Below are 18729 nucleotides of genomic sequence, written 5' to 3' on the forward strand. Positions count from 1 at the left end.
ATCACGCGATCTCGCGCAACGATCGTACAGTTGCGCATCGTTCGGACAGCCGTCGGTTCGCGAGGCGTCGGGGTGAGGATCTATTCAGCATGAACGGATAAAGCCGGTGACGGTGGATTTTCACTCTGTCAGAGATTTCTGACTGGGTGCAATCCAACCTGGGTCGCGTCACCCGCCGGCAACCTGGGTCGGGTCGCCGCCCAACCTCCTGCTGAGGGGGCCGGCCGAGAGGCTTCTCTCGAAAAAGAGACCACCGCGCACGATCGGGTGAAGGACGGCCCGCCATCGCGGCATTCACCAGTCAAGAGCGGGACGTGAGCGCTCCCCGCCAGGAAAGAATTCTCACAGGAGTAAAAAGATGAGCTTGTTCCGCAAGACGGCCCTCCCGTTGATGCTCCTCGGCGCCGCAGCCGTGCTCGGTGGCTGCGCTGGGGAGGCTCCCCCCGAAGGCGATGACGGGCACGAGGCCCAGCCCGAGGCGGCGGATGCGATCGACCCCGAAGCGGCGGAGGCGGTTGGAACCGCGCAGCAAGCGGCTCAATACTCCACATGGAGGTGCATCGGTCAGTACGTCAACACCGGGAACTACTTTAACGCGGGCGAGGTCACCATCTGGTGGGGCCATGGGGCGGTGGACGCCATATGGGCCTGCAACGCATGGAGGCAGGCCTGCCAGAACAACTGCGTGACGGTAGACTTGATACGTCGCTTCGAGCAGTGAACCGCAGTGACGAGACCGCGAGCGTCGCGACGCCCCGCTCCTGCTTCGCTAGAGCGGTTCGAACGCAGCGAAGAGCGCGCACCGGGGCGGCTCGGCGTGCCGTGGGCGCGCGTCGCCCTCCGGGCGCTGATCTCGGCCGGGATGTTCTCGCGACGACGCGGCGTGCCCGAGCACCCTGCGGCGCAGGGCGGCGCTCTTCCAAGCACGGCGGCCGCCGCGTCGACGCACGGTGAGCGCGCTGGAACGCCGGTCGGCGGCGCGGTGGCGAGCCCGGTCTCATCGATTGCGCGGGCGCATCCACGATCCGATTTTGCGGCGCTTGTTCGGCCAAATGTGGACGATTCCGCACGACACCCGCGGCACGTGTCATGCTAGCGTCTTGCATGCGCGCAGTTCGAATCGTTTCCTGGTGCGCTCTGTCCGCTCTCGTGGGGCTTCCTGCGTGCGGTCAGCCACGCGCGTTCGAGCGGCCGATACCTCCCCCAGCGAAGGCCGCGCCCTCGATCGACGCTCGGCCCACAGCGTCGGCACCCGCACCCGCTCCGACGAGCTTGCCCCCTGCCGAGCTCCCGCCCCTCGTCTCGGTGCGCGGCACGTATCGACTCGCCGTCGAGATCAAACCCTATCGAGCTGCCCCTGCAATCGCCTTGCTCGACGACGGGCGCGCGCTCATCACCGGCGGCCATATCTCGGATGCGCATTGGAACCAGGTCACCTCAGAGTCGGCCTTGATCGTGGACGAAGATATGCAGTCGGCGCATCCCGCGACCTCCATGCACCAAGCGCGCGCCGAGCACACCGCCACCAAGCTCTCCGACGGCCGAGTGCTGGTTGCAGGCGGCACGCGCGTGGAACGCGTGACGGTCGATCCGCCGGCCCTCGCCGGAGTCGAGATCTTCGACCCGAAGACCGGGACCTGGACGGAGGCGGCGCCGATGCACGAGGCCCGCCGGCGTCACGAGGCAATCCTGCTCCGTGACGGTCGCGTGCTCGTCGCAGGTGGAAGGGACCGGGGCGATGTCGCGCGTGGCGCCGAGGTCTACGACCCGCGCGCCGATCGCTGGTCGGCGCTCACCGACCTGTCTCGGGCAAGGTTCTACTCGGCGCTGGTCGAGCTACGCGACGGCCGCGCGATCCTCATTGGCGGAAATATCTATGGCGTTGGAGCGATCGACAACGTCGACATCTTCGACCCATTGCGCACAGCCTGGAAGGCAGTCACCCCCCTGCCAAAGCCGCGATGGGCACACCAGGCCGTTCTTCTCCGCGACGGTCGGGTGCTCGTGGCGAACGGGGCCCATGGGTTGGGCGACGCCACGCGCTGCGATATCTACGATCCGGAGCGCGACCAATGGACCACGACAGACCAGCCCGACGTTCGCACGGATTCGTTTCTGGTCCCCCTGGGCGACGGGCGCGTGCTCTACACCGGCGGAATGAAGCCCGCGTTCCAGGACGCGAGCGGAACCATTCACCCTGCCGAGGCGCTCACGAATGGATTCGCCTACGATCCCGTCAAAGACGCCTGGTCACCGTTCACGCCGCTTCCGCAGGTGCTCAAGTATGGAACGCCGATCATCCGGCGGGACCGATCCCTCGGCTTCTTGAGGCCGGGGAGTCAAACGCTCGTCCTCGAGTGATCCGTGGACGCGGACTATCACCCGCTACAAGTCCGTGCGCCGTTCTGGTAGGGCTGCGGCCATGCGGGCGACTCGAATGGAGGGAGTGTCAGCGTGCTACTTGCACGCCGACTCGCCACGCAGAACCCGACGGACCTCGACTACTGAGCCCTCAGCAACGCCGGTTCTGGGGACTGCCGTCCCCGTAGGGGCGATCTCACGAGCGCTCAGGCGCCTGCGAGGAGCCCCGGGCACTTCGCTTTGACGGCCGCGCACGCCGCGGGTTGCGGCGAGAAGTCGTCGATGGACGACTCACACGTGATCGCCTCGAAGGCGTCGCCCGTGGCGATCATGCAGGCCTTGAGCTCCGCGACCGTGGCGGTGCACCCCGCGAAGCCGGCCGTGTCGCACGAGCCTGTCGACTCGGGCGCCTCCGGAGCGCGGATGCAATCCGCCCTGGCGGTCTCGCAGTCCGTTCCATCCACGACGCTGGCGAGCACCCCGGTGAGGTCGCACAGGTCCTCCTTCGAGAGATCGAGTGACGCGGTGACGGCGTCGCACACCTGCTGGGCCTCCGCGGCCGTCAGCTCGCCGAGCTGCTCGCCGTCGAGAGCATCCCCGCCGCCGGTGTCGGTCCCGCCGCCAGTGTCGGTCCCGCCGCCAGTGTCGGTCCCGCCGCCAGTGTCGGTCCCGCCGCCAGTGTCGGTCCCGCCGCCGGTGTCGCCTCCGCCGCCGGTGTCGCTTCCACCGCCGGTGTCGCCTCCGCCGCCGGTGTCGCTTCCGTCGCGGGTGTCGGTCCCGCCGCCGGTGTCGCTTCCGCCGCCGGTGTTGCCGCCGGCCTTGCCCCCATTGCTCCCCTCGCCATCGCCGCATGCCACGAGCGAGAGGCCGGCCATCAACAATCCAAGAAACTTCATCCGTATCATCGGGCCCCCATCAACGAGAATGTTCACCTGCGTGTCCACGCGGCGCTCGAGGACGGCTCCGCCGAAGGATACGAGCGGGGCTGCATCGTCGATCGGGCAGGCGCGCAACGCGTGAACGTACCACGAACAGGATTGAATTCTCCTTCCCCCCTCGGCAAATTGGTCGCGCTGGCCGGCCAGGGCCGGCGGGGACGGGCGCCTCGTCGAGGCGTTCGGTCTGGGACGACGCGGTGGCGTCTCCAGCGCTCCATGCCATTCGACCGGTGCGGATGCAGCCGGCCCTCGTACAGGACGGATACCGGAGGGCAAGCCTTGCACCTCGGGCCAGCCCTCTTCGATGTACAGACTCGCCAGCATCTGGATGACAATCCGTCACTACCGCACGCCTCCAACTCGCTCGTGTGCACGCCTTCGCGCCTCAGCAACGCGCCGAGTTCGTTGTCGGAGAGCCGCTCGGCAGCCAGCACGATGCGGACCTTGTCGCCGGCCGATCGCACCGGTCCGGCGAGCTGCTTGAGGTCGTTGGGCGTTCCTCCCTGCGGCATGACTGCTTGAGAGAGAGCATGCCACCTTGACAAGGTCGGCTGCGGCATCTTGACCTCACGAGCGAGCTCCGTTGCCGTCACCTGTTGGGACCGGTCATTCGCCGGATCATCTTGGCTCGAGATGCTGCTGAATACGGTCGTCGCACGCGGGCTCCCTATCCGCCCTATCCAGGTCCTTCTACCCTTGCTAGATCCAGGGATGCGACAACTGGCCTGACACCCAGGGTTCGACCGGCGCGCGGCCTCTTTCAGGTGCGGCTACCGCCCGCGTCGGTCAGGCAGGACAAGAGCGTGCGATACGAATCCCGGCGCCGAGGCTGGTCGTTGGCAGAAAAGGTTGGATCTTTGGCATCGCCGACAGGCTCGAGCCGCCGCACCATCCAGCCCAGGCCCCGATCGGCGTGGAACCCCAGTCCGAGGAGGTGGCCGTGATCGACATCACCCCGACAACCTCATCGAAGACCCGCCACATTGCCATGCTGGCTTTCCCCGACTGCCAGATCCTGGATGTGTGCGGTCCGCTGGAAGTATTCTCCTTCGTGAACAGCTGGCTCCACCTCACCTGCAATCCCGATTGGACGGCGTACCGATTTTCGGTGATCGCCGAGCGGGCGGGGCCCATCAGGACCATGTCAGGGCTCCAGATCATTGCGGACCATGACCTTGCCGATGTGGGGGACGACATCGACACCTTGCTGGTGACGGGCGGCATCGGGGTCGACCGGGCCCGCAACAATCCGGTCCTGGTGGATTGGGTCCGGAGCATGGACCAGCGGGTGCGGCGGATCGGCTCGGTCTGCACCGGCGCCTTTCTGCTGGCCGAGGCCGGGCTGCTGCACGGCTGCCGCGCCACCACCCACTGGCACTGGTGCCAGCAACTGGCAGAGGAATACCCGGACATCCGGGTGGAACCTGATCGTCTCGCCATCCGTGATGGCTCCCGCTACAGCTCGGGTGGCGTCACGGCGGGCATGGACCTCGCCCTCTGCATGATCGAGGAGGATGTCGGGCCGGAGGCGACCGCCATGGTGGGGCGCTGGATGCTGGTCTTCCCCAACCGGCCCGGTGGGCAGTCCCAGTTCAACGTGGCCCTGCACAACAGCTCCGGCGCCCGGTGGGATTTCCGGGAGCTGCAGACCTGGATCGACGCCCATCCCGAGGCCAACCTGAGCGTCGACGCCCTGGCGCGGCGCATGCACATGAGCCCCCGCAATTTCGCTCGCCTGTTCGAGCGCGAAGTGAGGCTGACCCCCGCCAAGTTCGTCGAGCAGAGCCGCCTGGAGAAGGCCAGGGCATGGCTTGAAAATAGTCTGTCGCCGGTGGAGATGATCGCGGAAAAGTGTGGGTTTGGTGGCGCAGAAGCGATGCGTCGCTGTTTTCAGAGGAACTTCAAGGTGAGCCCCCTGGTCTACCGGTCGCGTTTCAGAAGGGGGGGTGTTCTGTAATCCGATCATCCGGTCATGCGGCAACGGTTGGACCCCCGCCATTCCGACGGTACTTTCCATGGCAATAAATCCTGTTGAAGCCCATCAACCGTCCGGAGCAACCATGCGACTACTATTGCTATCCAGCAGCTTCAACAGCCTGACCCAGCAGGCGTACGTGCTCTTCAAGGATCGCCATCAGGTGGGTGTTGCCGCGGCGACGACCGCGGGAGCGATGCGCGAAGTGGTCGCGCAGTTCAGGCCCGATCTGATTCTCTGCCCCATGCTGGCCCATGTCATTCCGCGTGACATCTGGAGCCGAACGCCCTGCCTGATCGTCCACCCGGGCATCGTCGGCGACCGTGGCCCCAATTCCCTGGACTGGGCCATTTACAACGGGGAAACCGCGTGGGGCGTGACCGTCCTGGAGGCGGTCGAGCACATGGATTCCGGCCCCATCTGGGCCACCTACCGCTGCGCCATGCGCGAGGGCAGCAAGAGCAGCCTGTATCGGGACGAGATCACCCGCTGCGCGGTGAAGGCCATGGAGGTGGCGGTGCAGCGCTTCGAGAGCCGGATGTTCGTGCCGGCGCCCCTGGACTACTCGCGGGCCGAGCCCCTGGGCCATTTCCGGCCTGTGCTGAAGCAGGCCCAGCGCCGCGTCGACTGGGAGTCGGACCGGGTGGCGGACATCCTCCGCAAGGTGCGGACCGGGGACGGCGCACCGGGGGTGCTGGACGAGATCGCCGGCCAAGAGGTCTATCTCTTCGGTGCCCACGAGGAGAGCGCACTGGTGGGCAAGCCGGGGGACATCATCGCCCAGCGCCATGGCGCCATCTGTCGGGCAGCGGTGGACGGGGCCGTGTGGATTTCCCACCTGAAGCCGAAGAACGGTCCGGAGGAGCGGCGGTTCAAGCTGCCTGCGGCCATGGTGCTGGGTCCCGATGCGATGCAGGAGGTGCCGGAGCTGCCGCTCTTCATCGACGCCCTCACCCGGGGCAAGACTTTCCGCGACATCTGGTACGAGGAGAAGAACGGCGTCGGCTATGTGAATTTCCGTTTCTACAACGGCGCCATGGGCACCGACCACTGCCGGCGCCTGGAGCAGGCTGTGTTGTTCGCCCGCCGCCGCCCCACCCGGGCCATCGTCCTGCAGGGCGGGCGGGATTTCTGGTCCAACGGCATCCACCTCAACCTGATCGAGGCCGCCGCCGACCCGGCCCAGGAGACCTGGAACAACATCAATGCCATGGATGACCTCTGCAAGGCCATCCTGACCGCATCCGACCAGATCGTGATCGCCGCCATGTACGGCAGCGCCGGGGCCGGCGGGGTGATGATGGCCCTGGCCGCCGACCGGGTGCTCGCCCGCGACGGCATCGTCCTCAACCCGCATTACAAAGGCATGGGGGGGCTCTACGGTTCCGAATACTGGACCTATTCCCTGCCGAAGCGGGTGGGCTTGGCCAAGGCCGTGGAGCTCACCGAGCGCTGCCTGCCGCTCGGCATCCGCGAGGCCAAGGCGATCGGCCTGGTGGATGACGTCATCGTGGAGGACGACCTGGGCGGCAGCCATTTCTCCCAGTTCCGCGAGCAGATCGGCCGCATCGCCGAGCAGCTGGCCAGCAGCGGCCATCATCACGCCTGGCTGGAGGGCAAGCGGGCCGAACGGGCCGCCGACGAGCGGCGGAAACCGCTGGCGGCTTACCGGGAAGAGGAGCTGGCGGAGATGCGCCGGAATATCTGGGGCGAGGCCCCGGCCTACCACCTGGCCCGCAGCGCTTTCGTCCGGAAAGTGCCCAAGGTCGGCCTGCTGAAATGCGTGACGAACCTGGATGCGGCCTGCGGCAACGCCCATTGCGCCGATGCGCCCGGGCTGGGCCGTAACCGCCGTTCCTTCGCGTCCATCGGCTGGGAAGCCGTTGCCCTCGCCGCGACATCGTGATGGGCTCGCGCCCGTGCGCGAAGACCCCCACGCTCGCCCGGCGGATGAAGACCTATTCGACAGTCAGCGAACGTGGGATGATAACGAACCCCGCCAATGGAGCCCAGCAGCGCAGTCGAATAGGCGGACGAACATGAGAGGCCGCGCGTCGATCTGCGCGCGGCCTCGCTCCCGCGATCGGAGTACTGTTGTACCGATGCGCCACCCGTCGGCCGATCCCCTTCGCTTGCGCCTGCTCCTCTCCATCGGCGTGGTCCTCCTGGCGGGGCCTGGGTGCAGCTGCGAGCCGGCGCCGGCGCCCCCAGCGGGGCCTTCGGCCGCGCGTCCGACGTCGGAGACGCCGTCAGCGGGGCCGGTCGCGCCTCCGCCGCCGGCGGGAGCGCCTGGGAGCACCACCCGGGGCGAGATCGCGGGCGTGCGCTACCTCGAGCACATGACGGGCGGGGCGCGACCCGACGAGCGGGTGCCGATGATCGTCGCGCTGCACCCCATGGGCGGGGACCCCGAGGACTTCCTGCAGCTGCTCCGGCGCTACCGCCGCCGCGCCCGGCTCATCCTCCCGTACGGCCACCCGAGCGGCGGGATGTACATCTGGTACGACTCCGTCGGCGACGACGTCGCCGCCCCCCTGGTCACGCGGGAAGCAGATCGGATCGCCGCCGCGCTCGCCGCCCTGGTAGGTGCCCGCCCCACTGTCGGAAAGCCCCTCGTCACCGGCTTCTCGCAGGGCGGTATCATGACCTTCGCCCTGGCGGTCACCTACCCCGAGGCGCTGGCGGCCGCCTTCCCCATCAGCGGTCTGCTCCCGCCGTCGCTCTACCCGTCGGCGGCGCCAAGCTCGGGGCCGCGCCCGGCGACGCTTCCGCCGGTCACGGCCTTCCACGGCGCCTCCGACCTGGCGGTGCCGACCCGAGGCGCGCGCGCCTCGATCGCCGAGCTGCGGCGCGCCGGGTACACCGCGGAGCTGCGCGAGTACGCCGGGGTCGAGCACGACACCTCCGACGAGGAAGTGGGCGAGATCTTGGAGCGGATCGGGCGGGCCGCCGACGGCCTCGCCGACGCGGCGCCGATGCCTTGAGCGTGGTGCGCAGGGACCGGAGCCACCTCCACGAGCTGCTCCGCCGGTACGACCTCTCGGCGCGCGAGGAGTAGCCTCGCGCCTACACCTGTGGGCGCGCGCCTACAGGGGCAGGCGCGCGCCGCGCGGAAAGCGCCGCCGCGAGGAGGACGGCAGCGCCGGCGATCTGCGAGATCCGCCGCCCGGCACCGGCGCTGGGCGCCCGGCACGGGCGCTGCAATAGAGAGCCATCGAGAGACATAGAGAGCCGCGAAGAGCCGCGACACCATGAAACCGCAAGGCACGCCCCGGGACCTGCTCCTGGCACTCTGCGTAACATGGGGTCGCTCGCTCTGATTTTGCGGCAATGACCATGAAATGAATCACGTGATGGAGATGAACATGATCGACAACGACACGCCTGCCAGGGATGATATCGCGCTCCTCGTCGAGGACCTCGAGGAAGATGTGGGATTGCCCGTCCAGGGGACGCACGTGACCGGTCCGCCCTGCGCGATCGTCTTCGCATGCGCCTGGTTCTTCGTGAATGCCTGAGAAATTCCCGCCACGGGCCGAGGCACGAACGCCAACCTGACCTTCGCTTCGCGCCTCGGCCGCGCGGCGAATAGAAGCCGCGCACGTCCGGTGGGCCATGCACCTAGCCAATCTGAAATCCATCCGCTCACACAACATCGACGACTACCGGCATCCTTTCGAGCGCCTGCTCGCGTCGGATGAGCTCGAACAGCTCGTGGCGAGGTGGCTGACCCGCGCCCTGGCGGGTGAGGCGGAGATATTCGACCCGGATACCATCGCCAGCGGTTCGCAGATCAATCTGTACAAGGATGACTGGATCAATATGGGTTTCCGGTATCTACCCGCGCAAGCGCCGATCGAGAGCTCCGGACAGCCCGAGTTTCCCTATCTGATGTCGAATCCGACGCACCTCCTGGTCGGCGTGCTCGGGGGGGCAATGCGGATCGACCTCTACGAGGTCCGTCAACTGGAGCGAAAGGATGTCCTCGACCGGTCCGCGCGGCTCGAGCGGCGCGGCGCGCGCGTCTTTACCTCAGGAAGCTACTTCGAGCAGCGACCGACGCAGGACGTGCTCGACGTGCGCGAGGTGACGACCGGCGTCGTGCTCGTGGAGCTCGCGCTGCGCGCCCAGGACCCGTTGGTGTGGCACTTCGACCGGACGACGATGCTCGCCTGCAACGTCTCGTCGTCCGATGTGCACGCGACGCGGCAGCAGTTCTGTGCGGCGATCCTGCGCCGGCTGTGCGGCGCCGGCGCGGCGCCCGATCTGCGATGGCTGGCTGTGCGCTCGCCGTCGCATTTCGTCCGTTGGACCGCGCTCAAGCACCTCATCGAGGTGGATCTGGTCGAAGCGCTCCCGGTGCTCCGAGCCACGACGGACGATCCGCATCCGCACGTGCGGAGCGCCGCGCTGCGTACTCTCGAAAACCTGACCCGCGCTGGACGCATGGAGTAATCGCGATGGCGATCACGTGGAACATCGACACGAATGAGGCGATCGATCTCGCCGCGCTCATCGCGCACCTCGACGAAAAGGGACCCGGCGTGTTCGCCGTCGACCTGGACGCCACCGCGACGATGCTCCGCCGTCTCAGCAACAACCGGTCGTTCCTCGCCGAGCACGTACGAGCGGTGATGCACGCGAACGAGTCGTTCGGGGCGTCGAACAAGTACAACTCTCAAGCATTCATGCTGCATCGTTCCACGCACTACTCCTTGCGCGCGGTGGTCTGGGAGCCGGCGCGCGGTCGCGTCGGTGAGGAGCTCTTTGCCTACGAGTTCGCCCACGACCACGACTTCAGCTTCTTCACCGTGGGCTACCTGGGTCCAGGCTATCGGACACGCGTCTACGAGTACGACCATGATGCGATCATCGGTTTGCCCGAAGAGCCGGTCGAGCTCCGCTTCCTCGAGGATACGGTGCTGTCGCCGGGCAAGGTGATGATGTTCCGTCGCAGCGCTGACATCCACATTCAGCTCCCTCCCGAGGCGTTCAGCATCTCCGTCAACATCCTCCAGAACACGAACGCCTCGGGCGCGAAGCCTCGTCAATATCAGTTCGACACCGGCGCCGAACGCATCAAGGCGCGCCTCAACAGCGACGGCTCGGAGCTGCTGTTGAAGGTCGGGGCGGTGCTCGGCGGCAGGTGCTTGCCGTTGGTCGCGGCCGCCGCGCGCTCCGGAACGGAGGTGTCGAGGGCAGTCGCCATAGAGTCGCTCGCCCGACACGAAAGCCGGGAGTGGCTCGCCGTCGGTCAAGAGGATGCGAGCGCCTTCGTTCGTGAGACGACGCGCCGGATCGCGCGCGAGCTCTCGGGCAGCCCGCCTCTCCCCCGCTCGCCTTCGGGCTGACGCCTCCGGGGGCCCACGTGCTGGAGGACGACAACGCGGCCCACCACTGGGCGCCGATGGTGGGCTTCGGTCCGAACGGGACCGGGATCGCCGCGTGGGTGGGCGAGACCGAGGGCGCGGGGCTGCGGTGAGGAGGGGCGTGTCGTCATCGAGGCGGAGGTCGGGGGCATAGGGGTCGAGCTCGCCGGGCTCGAAGCGGCAGAGGTGAATGGCCCTGGAGCACGCGCAGCGCCATGCCCGTGCTGGCCTGCCACAGCTGCACGGGATTGTCGCTCGAGCCAGCAGGGTACAGCCATACGGTAGAATGCCTTCCGCTTGGTGCTACGTCGCGGTAGTCCCAGGCGTTTCAGGCGTGGAAGACCTGCCCCACCGCATAAGCTCCGTTCTGTCGATGAACTCATACAGTCGGACTGCACGAGTCAGGAACGGCCCCGAGAATTTTGACTTTGCGGAACGCGTTTGCTTGTCGTATCCGCTGGCGTCACCGCAATATTGACGCGCGAGCGCCAGCGAGCGCCAAGGTGGCCGCTGCGGCTTGGAGGAGCAAAGATGAAGCATTCTAACATTTGGGTGATAGGCCTCGCCGTGGGCGTCTCGTTGGCTTTCGGAGCAGCCTGTTCCGGAACCGGCGATGACGGCGGAGACGAAACGAGCAGCGGCGGCACGGTCACTCCTCCAGGTTCGGGCGGCGTCACATCCGGCGGAGGACCGGGCACCGGCGGAGGTGCGAGCACCGGCGGAGGTGAGGTCGGCAGCAATGGCGCAGGCGAAAGCGGCAGTACAACCAGCGCGGGCGGCGGTGCCGCGAATGGTGGGGCTACCTCGGGTTCGGGCGGTGAGACGGGTGATGGAGGCTCCGGCGGGGCCGCGCCCATCGATTGCGATTCCGACGGGGCAGTGATGACCTACCCTACCCTTCCCGGCGCCGCTGAGAGCCCGCTCTATACGGTGACGGCCAACGGGGCGGCGCAATTCGTCGAAAAGATGACCAAGTTTGGCCAGGAGATGCAGGTGCACTACGCCCACTTCGGCGTGGCAAGCGGCTGCAAGGCGACCGTCGCCGTCACGGTGAACGGCGGCTTCAATTCCTACACCTTGAGCCCGAAGAGCCGGATGCTGTCGGCAACCAAAGACGGTGACACGCTCACCTTCGACAGCGGGCCCAACTACTTGATTCTGCAGATCGCCTCCAAGGAATTGCTGTTCGTCCTCATTGACGACCAGGAGGTCAATCCGCCGGAACTGGGCGATGCCGACGTGAAGAACCTCGCAGACTACGACGTGGACAACACGGGCGCTGCGCTCGTCACCTCCAAGGTGCAGTCCGCCATCGACGCCGCCGCCGGATCCGCGCAGAACATCCTGTACGTGCCTCCCGGACGCTACAAGACCGGGGAACTGTGGCTGAAGAGCAACATGACCCTGTACCTGGCGGCCGGCGCCATCCTGGACGGCTCGACCAGCACGGGCGACTACAATGGCACGGGCGCACCGGCCGTCGAGAACACTTCCCACGGCGTGGTTCACATGAACAAGGTGAGCAACACGAAGATCCTCGGTCGGGGAGTGATCGACGGCAACGGTTCGAAGATCCGTGGCACCAACAACGATACACCCTCTTTCAAGATCAACACCCTCCGGATCGACGACAGCACGGACGTGTTGGTCGACGGCATCGTCGTGCGCGATCCAGTCTTCTGGAACACGCTGATCTTCGACAGCGACAAGGTGACCATCCAGAACTTCAAGGTGATCAATCGCCGTCCCACCACAACAGCTTATAACCAAACCGACGGAGTGGACTTCGACTGCTCCACGAACGGTAAGCTCTACAATGCCTTCATCTACAGCGGCGATGACAGCATGTCGCCGAAGCGCGAGCAAGAGGGCAAGCTGGACACCAAGGGCATCACCTATGAGAAGGTGGTCGCCTACAGCAACTCAGCGGCGACGAAGATCGGAACCAAGACCTACGGTCAGGTGATCGAGGATATCACCTTCAAAGACATCGATGTCGTCAAGGCCGGCCGGGCCCTCGGGATCAATGCGGACGACACCGCTGTCATCCAGAACATCACCTGGCAGGACGTCAGGGTTGAGACGGTCGACGGCAGGATCATCGACTTCGAAGAAGATGCAACGGCGACCTGGCGCAACGCTCCCAACCGGGCCACGGTCAAGGAAGTGTTCATCAACAATGTTGCCTCTGCCGTGAACAAAGAGATCTACATTCACGGCAAGTCGAGCAGCGTGAACTTCAATGGGATTCACTTCGACAATTTCACCATCCAGGGCAACAAGGTCACGAGTCGAAACGGCTGGAACGTGAACCAGTACGTGTCCAACATCACGTTCAAGTGAAAGAACGCCCAAAGCCAACTCCTCCGGAGTTGGCTTTCCCAGGCAACGATGGACGTCTCGCCGTAAACCTGGCGCCACGAACGGCGCTGCGCGGCATGCGCTGGCGGCCATGAGGGTACCGGCGCAATTCGATGTACGTCTAGCCGAGAACGGTGGCCACGAGAGCGCCGGTCCGAGGGGCTCATGGCAGGGCGCGGGACCGCGGTGAGGTCGGTGCACGTGTCCCGCTAGCCTGGGCTGCACCACGAGCTCGCATTCATCGATCAATCCCAGCTCCGCCAACAGCATCGGGAGCTTCACGCCACCGGCCCCCATGGCTCGGGGTCATGGTGAGCAAGTAGGGACGCCTCAGGAAGCTCGCGTTCCTCCATCCCCGCTTGCCGTTCCCGTTTCCGTTCCCGCCTCCTGAAGAAGCCACTGGACGTGCTCGACGGTTTCACAAGGTTCTGCTCGTGCGCGGGCCGGGGGCTGCGCGAGCTGGCCCCCATCCAGCCATCGATGCGACGTGCGGTTCATCAGGGGGGAGAGACAATGCGAAAATCCGTTTTGGCGGCGGGCTGGCTTTGCACTCTCGCTGCTCTCACCATCGGGAGCGGCGTACAGGCGGCGGGTTGGAGCGGGTTCGAGCTCGCGCCCGCAGGCAGCGTCGCCTCGTCGAGCACGCTGGCGGCCGTTTCGCGCGCTCCTGGCACCATGGAAATCTTCTACATTGCGCCGAACGGCTCGGTTCAGGACGCCTATTGGTACGAGGGACAGCCGGCATGGAACCGGTTCGAGATCGCGCCCGCAGGCAGCGCGTCGGTGACGGCGGGTATTGCTGCGGTGTCGCGTATCCCCAATTCGATGGAAATCTTCTGGGTCGCGCCGAACGGTTCGGTCCAGGATGCCTATTGGTACGACGGACAGCCGGCCTGGAACCGATTCGAGCTCGCGCCGGCGGGCAGCGCGGCGCTGACCGCGACCATCGCCGCGGTGTCGCGCATCGCCAATTCGATGGAAATCTTCTGGGTCGCGCCGAACGGTTCGGTCCAGGATGCCTATTGGTACGACGGACAGCCGGCCTGGAACCGATTCGAGCTCGCGCCCACAGGCAGCGCGTCCACGAACGGCGTGATCGCTGCGGTGTCGCGCATCGCCAAGTCGATGGAAATCTTCTACATTGCTCCGAACGGCTCGGTCCAGGATGCCTATTGGTACGACGGACAGCCGGCCTGGAACCGATTCGAGCTCGCGCCCGCGAACAGCGCGTCCACGAACGGCGTGATCGCTGCGGTGTCGCGCATCCCGAACAGCATGGAGATATTCTGGGTTGGCCCGAACGGCTCGGTCCAGGATGCCTATTGGTACGAGGGACAGCCGGCCTGGAACCGATTCGAGCTCGCGCCCGGTGAGAGCGCATCGCCCGAAGGCGGGATCACGGCCGTATCACGTATTCCAAACAGCATGGAGGTATGGTGGATCGGCAGGAATGGTAGCGTGCAGGACGCCTTCTGGTACGAAGGCCAGCCCAACTGGGCCCGCGTCGAGCTCTCTGGTCCCGGAAGCGCGGCCGTCCACGGGAGCATCGCGGCGGTCTCCCGCAAGTCCCAGACGATGGAGGTATGGTTCACGGGCGGCAACGGCTCCGTGCAGGACCGCTTTTGGTATGAATGAAACGCCGGCGCCCGTTCCCGTCGCGCCCTGAGGGTGTGCCGACGATGAGCCAGGTGCATGGTGCGCTGGAGCGGCATCCATCCATCGTCGTCCGCAGGGGACCCTCGATAGGGCGCGCGGGTGGCGAGCGAGCGGCTTCGGACGGCATCCCGCGGCGGGAGGTGCTACCCCCTCGCGCACCGTGAGCCCCCGCGTTCCGCAAGAGCAGTCCCCTGCGCCGCCCGCCCCCGGCGGCCGGGCCTCGTCCCCGCCCGCATCCGGGGGCCCGGTCCGCTTTCCCGAGGAGCTGCCCATCTCGGCGCGGGTGCGCGACATCGCCCGGGCCATCGAGGGGCACCAGGTCGTGATCGTCGCCGGCGAGACCGGCTCGGGCAAGACCACGCAGCTGCCCAAGATCTGCCTGGCCATGGGCCGCGGCCTCTCCGCCCGGATCGGCGTCACGCAGCCGCGCCGCATCGCCGCCACCAGCGTCGCCGCCCGCGTCGCCAAGGAGCTCGGCGTCGAGCTCGGCAAGGAGGTCGGCTACAAGATCCGCTTCTCGGACAGGACGAGCCCGGCCACCTACGTCAAGTACATGACCGACGGCATCGTCCTCGCCGAGATCCAGGGCGATCCGCGGCTCTCGGGCTACGACACGCTCATCATCGACGAGGCCCACGAGCGCAGCCTCAACATCGATTTCCTGCTCGGCTACCTCAAGCGCCTGCTGCCGAGGCGCCCGGATCTGCGCGTCATCGTCAGCTCCGCGACGCTCGAGACCGACCGGTTCGCGGCCTACTTCGGCGGCGCTCCGGTCATCGAGGTCTCCGGCCGCACGTACCCCGTGGAGGTCATCCACCGCCGCCCGGAGAGCGGAGAGGCCGAGATCGCCGACGCCGTCGCCGCCACGGTCGAGGAGATCACCTCGATCGATCCGCGCGGGGACATCCTCGTCTTCCTCCCTGGAGAGCGCGAGATCCACGACACCATGGCCGAGCTCACGCGCCACGGCCTGCCGCACACAACGCTGCTGCCGCTCTACGGGCGGCTCCCTCAGGGCGACCAGCAGCGCGTGTTCCAGTCCTTGCCGGGGCGGCGGATCGTGCTCGCGACCAACGTCGCGGAGACGTCGCTCACCATCCCGGGCATCGTGTACGTCGTCGACTCCGGGCTCGCCCGCGTCAACCGCTACAGCCCGCGCACGGGCGTCACCCAGCTCCAGATCGAGCCCATCTCGCGCGCGAGCGCCGATCAGCGCAAGGGGCGCGCGGGCCGCGTGCAGAGCGGCGTGTGCTTCCGGCTCTACGACGAGCAGGACGACCGGGGGCGGCCCGCCTACACCGATCCGGAGATCCTGCGCGTCGGCCTCTCGGGCGTCATCCTCCAGATGAAGGCGCTCGGGCTCGGCGCCATCGAGGATTTCCCCTTCCTCGACGCGCCGTCGAAGCGCGCCGTGGACGAGGGCTACCGGGTCCTCGAGGAGCTCGGCGCGCTCGACGACGCGGCTGAGCTCACGGACATCGGCAGGAAGCTCGCGCGGCTGCCGCTCGACCCGCGGCTCGGCCGGATGGTCCTGGGGGGCGAGAGCGAGGGGGCGCTCGCCGAGGTGCTGATCATCGCCGCCGCGCTCGGCGTGCAGGATCCTCGAGAGCGGCCGCTCGCCGCCCAGAAGCAGGCCGACGACGCGCACCGGAAGTTCAAGGACGAGGCCTCGGATTTCGTGGGGCTCCTGAAGCTGTGGAGCTTCTACCAGGACGCGCAGGGCCGGCTGACCCAGAACCAGCTCAGGAAGGCCTGCCGCGACCATTTCGTCTCGTACCTCCGCATGCGCGAGTGGGCCGACGTGCACCGGCAGATCAGCCGGATCACGAAGGAGATGGGGTTCTCGCCGAGCGACACGCCCGCGAAGGGCGACGCCATCCACCGGGCGCTCCTGCCCGGCCTGCTCAGCCGCATCGGCATGTGGAACCAGGAGAACAAGGTGTACCTGGGCGCCCGGCAGACGCGCTTCCAGCTCCACCCGTCGTCGGGCCTCGCGAAGAAGCCGCCCGCGTGGATCATGGCCGCCGAGCTGGTCGAGACGTCGCAGCTCTTCGCCCGGATGGTGGCTGCCCTCGATCCCGCGTGGATCGAGGCCGCGGCCGGGCCGCTCTGCAAGCGCAGCCACAGCGACCCGCACTGGGCCGCGAAGCCGGCGGCCGTGATGGCCAAGGAGCAGGTGACGCTGTACGGGCTGCCGATCGCGCGGGATCGGCGGATCGACTTCGGGGCGATCGACCCGAAGTCCGCGCGCCAGATCTTCCTGCTCCACGCGCTGGTCCGGCAGGAGTACGCGACGCGCGCGCCGTTCATGGACGCGAACCGGCGGCTCTTCGAGGAGGTCAGCCGGCTGCGCGACAAGGCGAGGAGGAGCGAGATGCTGGCCGACGAGCACGCGCTCGAGCTCTTCTTCGACCGGCGCGTGCCCGAGGGCGTGTACAGCGGCAAGACGTTCGAGGCGTGGCGGAAGGAGGCCGAGGCGGAGGACCCGCGGGCGCTCCACCTGTCGCTCGCCGACGTCCTGCTCGACGAGGCCGCGGAGCTCACGCCCGAGCGCTTCCCCGATTCGCTCGACCTCTACGGCGCCGCCGTGCCGCTCTCCTACCGCTTCGATCCGGGCGAGGACGACGACGGCATCTCCATCTCGCTGCCGCTCGTGCTCCTGCCGCAGGCCGATCCCGACGAGCTCGAGTGGATGATCCCCGGGTGGCACGCCGAGAAGATCGCGCAGCTGCTCGATTCGCTGCCGAAGTCGCTCCGCAAGGCGCTCGTCCCGCTCGCCCCCCTCCGCGAGGTCGCCCGGGAGATCGCGGCGGAGCTACGGCCGTTCCAGGGCCCGCTGCGGGCCGTCCTCGCGCGCGCGGTCGAGGACCGCACCGCCGAGCGCGTGCCCGCCGACGCGTTCCGGCCCCAGGATCTGCCGCCGTACCTGCGCTTCTACTTCCGCGTGCTCGACGAGGATGGCCGGGTGATCGGCGAGGGGCGCGAGCTCCGGGAGCTCAAGGAGCGGCTGTCCGGCCGGGCGCGCGAGGCCTGGGCGAGGGTCGGCAAGGCGGGCCTGGAGCGGGACGGGCTCACGTCGTTCAGCGTCGAGGCGCTGCCCGAGCGCGTCCAGGTCGACGCCGGGCGCCACAAGGTGTTCGGCTACCCGGCGCTGATCGACGGGGAGACGTCCGTGTCGGTGCGCGTGCTCGCCTCGAGGGCCGCGGCGGCCGAGGCGACGCGCGCCGGGCTGCGGCGGCTCCTCTTGCTGCAGCTCGGGGGCAAGATGAGCCAGCTCGAGCAGCCGCTGCGGAGCGCCGTGGCCGTGAGCGGCCTCGGCGCCAAGGTGGCCCCGGGCGAGCCAGGCCTCGCCCGGCAGATCGCGCTGCGCGCGCTCGACGAGGCGTTCCAGCTCGGCGATCCCGGCGCCTATCCGAGGACGAAGGCCGCGTTCCTGGCGCGCCTGGACAAGGGCCGCGGATCGCTGCAGGGCGTGCTCGGGAAGCTCGCTGGGCTGGCGCGGGAGATCGGCGTCGAGGTCGACCGCGTGCAGGCGATGCTCCGATCGATGACGGGCAAGCCGGGCGCGTCGAGGCCGGCGCTCGACGACGTGCGCACGCAGGTCGACTTCCTGCTGCCGGTCGGGCTCTTCTCGCGCGCCCCGGTCGACCGGCTCGCGCACCTGCCCCGGTACCTGCGCGCCGCGCAGATCCGGCTCGAGCGGCTGCCCAACGGGCCGCAGAAGGACCAGACCAAGGCCGCGCAGGTGCTGCCGTTCTGGCAGGACTACCTCAAGCACCAGCAGGGAATGCGCGACAAGGGGGTGCCCGCGGAAGAGCTGGAGTCGTTCCGCTGGCTGATCGAGGAGCTCAGGGTGTCGCTCTTCGCGCCCGAGCTGAAGGCGGCTGTCCCGGTCTCGCCGCAACGGCTCACGGAGCAGTGGAAACGGCTGCTGGGATAGCCGCGCAGGGGCGCGCTCAACCCCGGCCCCGAACAGGGCCCCAGGACCGCGCCGCGCGCTGCACTCCGCCGACGAGCGGCCGCCACCGGTCTCCCCGATCGGGTTTTTCCTTAAGACGTACGCCCGCTT

At 67.6% G+C, this 18729-nt stretch carries 12 protein-coding genes and 1 pseudogene; 11 read left to right on the top strand and 2 right to left on the bottom strand.

Going from position 1 to position 18729, the window contains the following annotated elements:
- The first annotated feature begins 358 nt into the window (after nt 1-358).
- On the top strand, nt 359-721 hold the full coding sequence (locus tag WME79_RS35080) for a hypothetical protein (RefSeq protein WP_437523867.1): 363 nt from the start codon (nt 359-361) through the stop codon (nt 719-721).
- Between the two features lie 551 nt (nt 722-1272).
- Nucleotides 1273-2361, top strand: coding sequence for a Kelch repeat-containing protein (locus WME79_RS35085; protein ID WP_437523870.1), 1089 nt, complete (start codon nt 1273-1275; stop codon nt 2359-2361).
- Between the two features lie 206 nt (nt 2362-2567).
- Here WME79_RS35085 and WME79_RS35090 read toward each other — a convergent pair whose 3' ends face one another.
- Nucleotides 2568-3257 (bottom strand): hypothetical protein, encoded by a 690-nt coding sequence (locus WME79_RS35090; RefSeq protein WP_437523873.1) that lies wholly within the window; start codon nt 3255-3257, stop codon nt 2568-2570.
- 982 nt (nt 3258-4239) lie between these two features.
- Here WME79_RS35090 and WME79_RS35095 point away from each other — a divergent pair.
- The 7 genes from WME79_RS35095 to WME79_RS35125 all read left to right on the top strand — a co-directional run bounded on the left by WME79_RS35095 (nt 4240) and on the right by WME79_RS35125 (nt 12986).
- Nucleotides 4240-5256, top strand: a complete 1017-nt coding sequence (locus WME79_RS35095; protein ID WP_437523875.1) for a GlxA family transcriptional regulator — start codon at nt 4240-4242, stop codon at nt 5254-5256.
- A 103-nt stretch (nt 5257-5359) separates the two neighbouring features.
- The gene (locus WME79_RS35100) at nt 5360-7180 is read left to right on the top strand and encodes a hydrogenase maturation protein (protein ID WP_437523877.1); all 1821 of its coding nucleotides are present in this window, start codon (nt 5360-5362) and stop codon (nt 7178-7180) included.
- A 196-nt stretch (nt 7181-7376) separates the two neighbouring features.
- A complete protein-coding gene (locus WME79_RS35105) occupies nt 7377-8258 on the top strand; it encodes an alpha/beta hydrolase (protein WP_437523880.1) in 882 nt (293 codons plus the stop codon).
- A gap of 357 nt (nt 8259-8615) precedes the next feature.
- The gene (locus WME79_RS35110) at nt 8616-8792 is read left to right on the top strand and encodes a hypothetical protein (protein ID WP_437523883.1); all 177 of its coding nucleotides are present in this window, start codon (nt 8616-8618) and stop codon (nt 8790-8792) included.
- 97 nt (nt 8793-8889) lie between these two features.
- Nucleotides 8890-9729: a HEAT repeat domain-containing protein gene (locus WME79_RS35115; protein WP_437523885.1), complete on the top strand. Its 840-nt coding sequence runs from the start codon at nt 8890-8892 to the stop codon at nt 9727-9729.
- A gap of 5 nt (nt 9730-9734) precedes the next feature.
- On the top strand, nt 9735-10625 hold the full coding sequence (locus tag WME79_RS35120; protein ID WP_437523888.1) for a hypothetical protein: 891 nt from the start codon (nt 9735-9737) through the stop codon (nt 10623-10625).
- Nucleotides 10626-11174: 549 nt separating this feature from the next.
- Nucleotides 11175-12986: a glycoside hydrolase family 28 protein gene (locus tag WME79_RS35125; RefSeq protein WP_437523891.1), complete on the top strand. Its 1812-nt coding sequence runs from the start codon at nt 11175-11177 to the stop codon at nt 12984-12986.
- Between the two features lie 219 nt (nt 12987-13205).
- Here the strand turns inward: WME79_RS35125 and WME79_RS35130 are convergent.
- Nucleotides 13206-13295: pseudogene (locus WME79_RS35130) on the bottom strand (dihydrofolate reductase family protein); the annotation flags it as partial.
- Between the two features lie 114 nt (nt 13296-13409).
- Between WME79_RS35130 and WME79_RS35135 the strand changes: the two are divergent.
- Nucleotides 13410-14639 carry a hypothetical protein gene (locus tag WME79_RS35135; protein ID WP_437523894.1) on the top strand — a complete coding sequence of 410 codons (1230 nt, stop codon included), beginning with the start codon at nt 13410-13412 and terminating at the stop codon, nt 14637-14639.
- A gap of 181 nt (nt 14640-14820) precedes the next feature.
- Entirely contained in the window at nt 14821-18600 is a 3780-nt protein-coding gene (hrpA, locus tag WME79_RS35140; protein WP_437523896.1) for an ATP-dependent RNA helicase HrpA, read from the top strand.
- The last annotated feature ends 129 nt before the right edge of the window (nt 18601-18729 follow it).

It is taken from the genome of Sorangium sp. So ce726, assembly GCF_051521405.1.
Taxonomy (GTDB): Bacteria; Myxococcota_A; Polyangia; order Polyangiales; family Polyangiaceae; genus Sorangium.

What these genes read in the sequence shown, in the direction of transcription:
- WME79_RS35080 (WP_437523867.1), top strand. Translation starts at nt 359, where the DNA reads ATGAGCTTGTTCCGCAAGACGGCCCTCCCGTTGATGCTCCTCGGCGCC.
- WME79_RS35090 (WP_437523873.1), bottom strand. Translation starts at nt 3,257, where the DNA reads ATGAAGTTTCTTGGATTGTTGATGGCCGGCCTCTCGCTCGTGGCATGC.
- WME79_RS35100 (WP_437523877.1), top strand. Translation starts at nt 5,360, where the DNA reads ATGCGACTACTATTGCTATCCAGCAGCTTCAACAGCCTGACCCAGCAG.
- WME79_RS35105 (WP_437523880.1), top strand. Translation starts at nt 7,377, where the DNA reads ATGCGCCACCCGTCGGCCGATCCCCTTCGCTTGCGCCTGCTCCTCTCC.
- WME79_RS35110 (WP_437523883.1), top strand. Translation starts at nt 8,616, where the DNA reads ATGAATCACGTGATGGAGATGAACATGATCGACAACGACACGCCTGCC.
- WME79_RS35115 (WP_437523885.1), top strand. Translation starts at nt 8,890, where the DNA reads ATGCACCTAGCCAATCTGAAATCCATCCGCTCACACAACATCGACGAC.
- WME79_RS35120 (WP_437523888.1), top strand. Translation starts at nt 9,735, where the DNA reads ATGGCGATCACGTGGAACATCGACACGAATGAGGCGATCGATCTCGCC.
- WME79_RS35125 (WP_437523891.1), top strand. Translation starts at nt 11,175, where the DNA reads ATGAAGCATTCTAACATTTGGGTGATAGGCCTCGCCGTGGGCGTCTCG.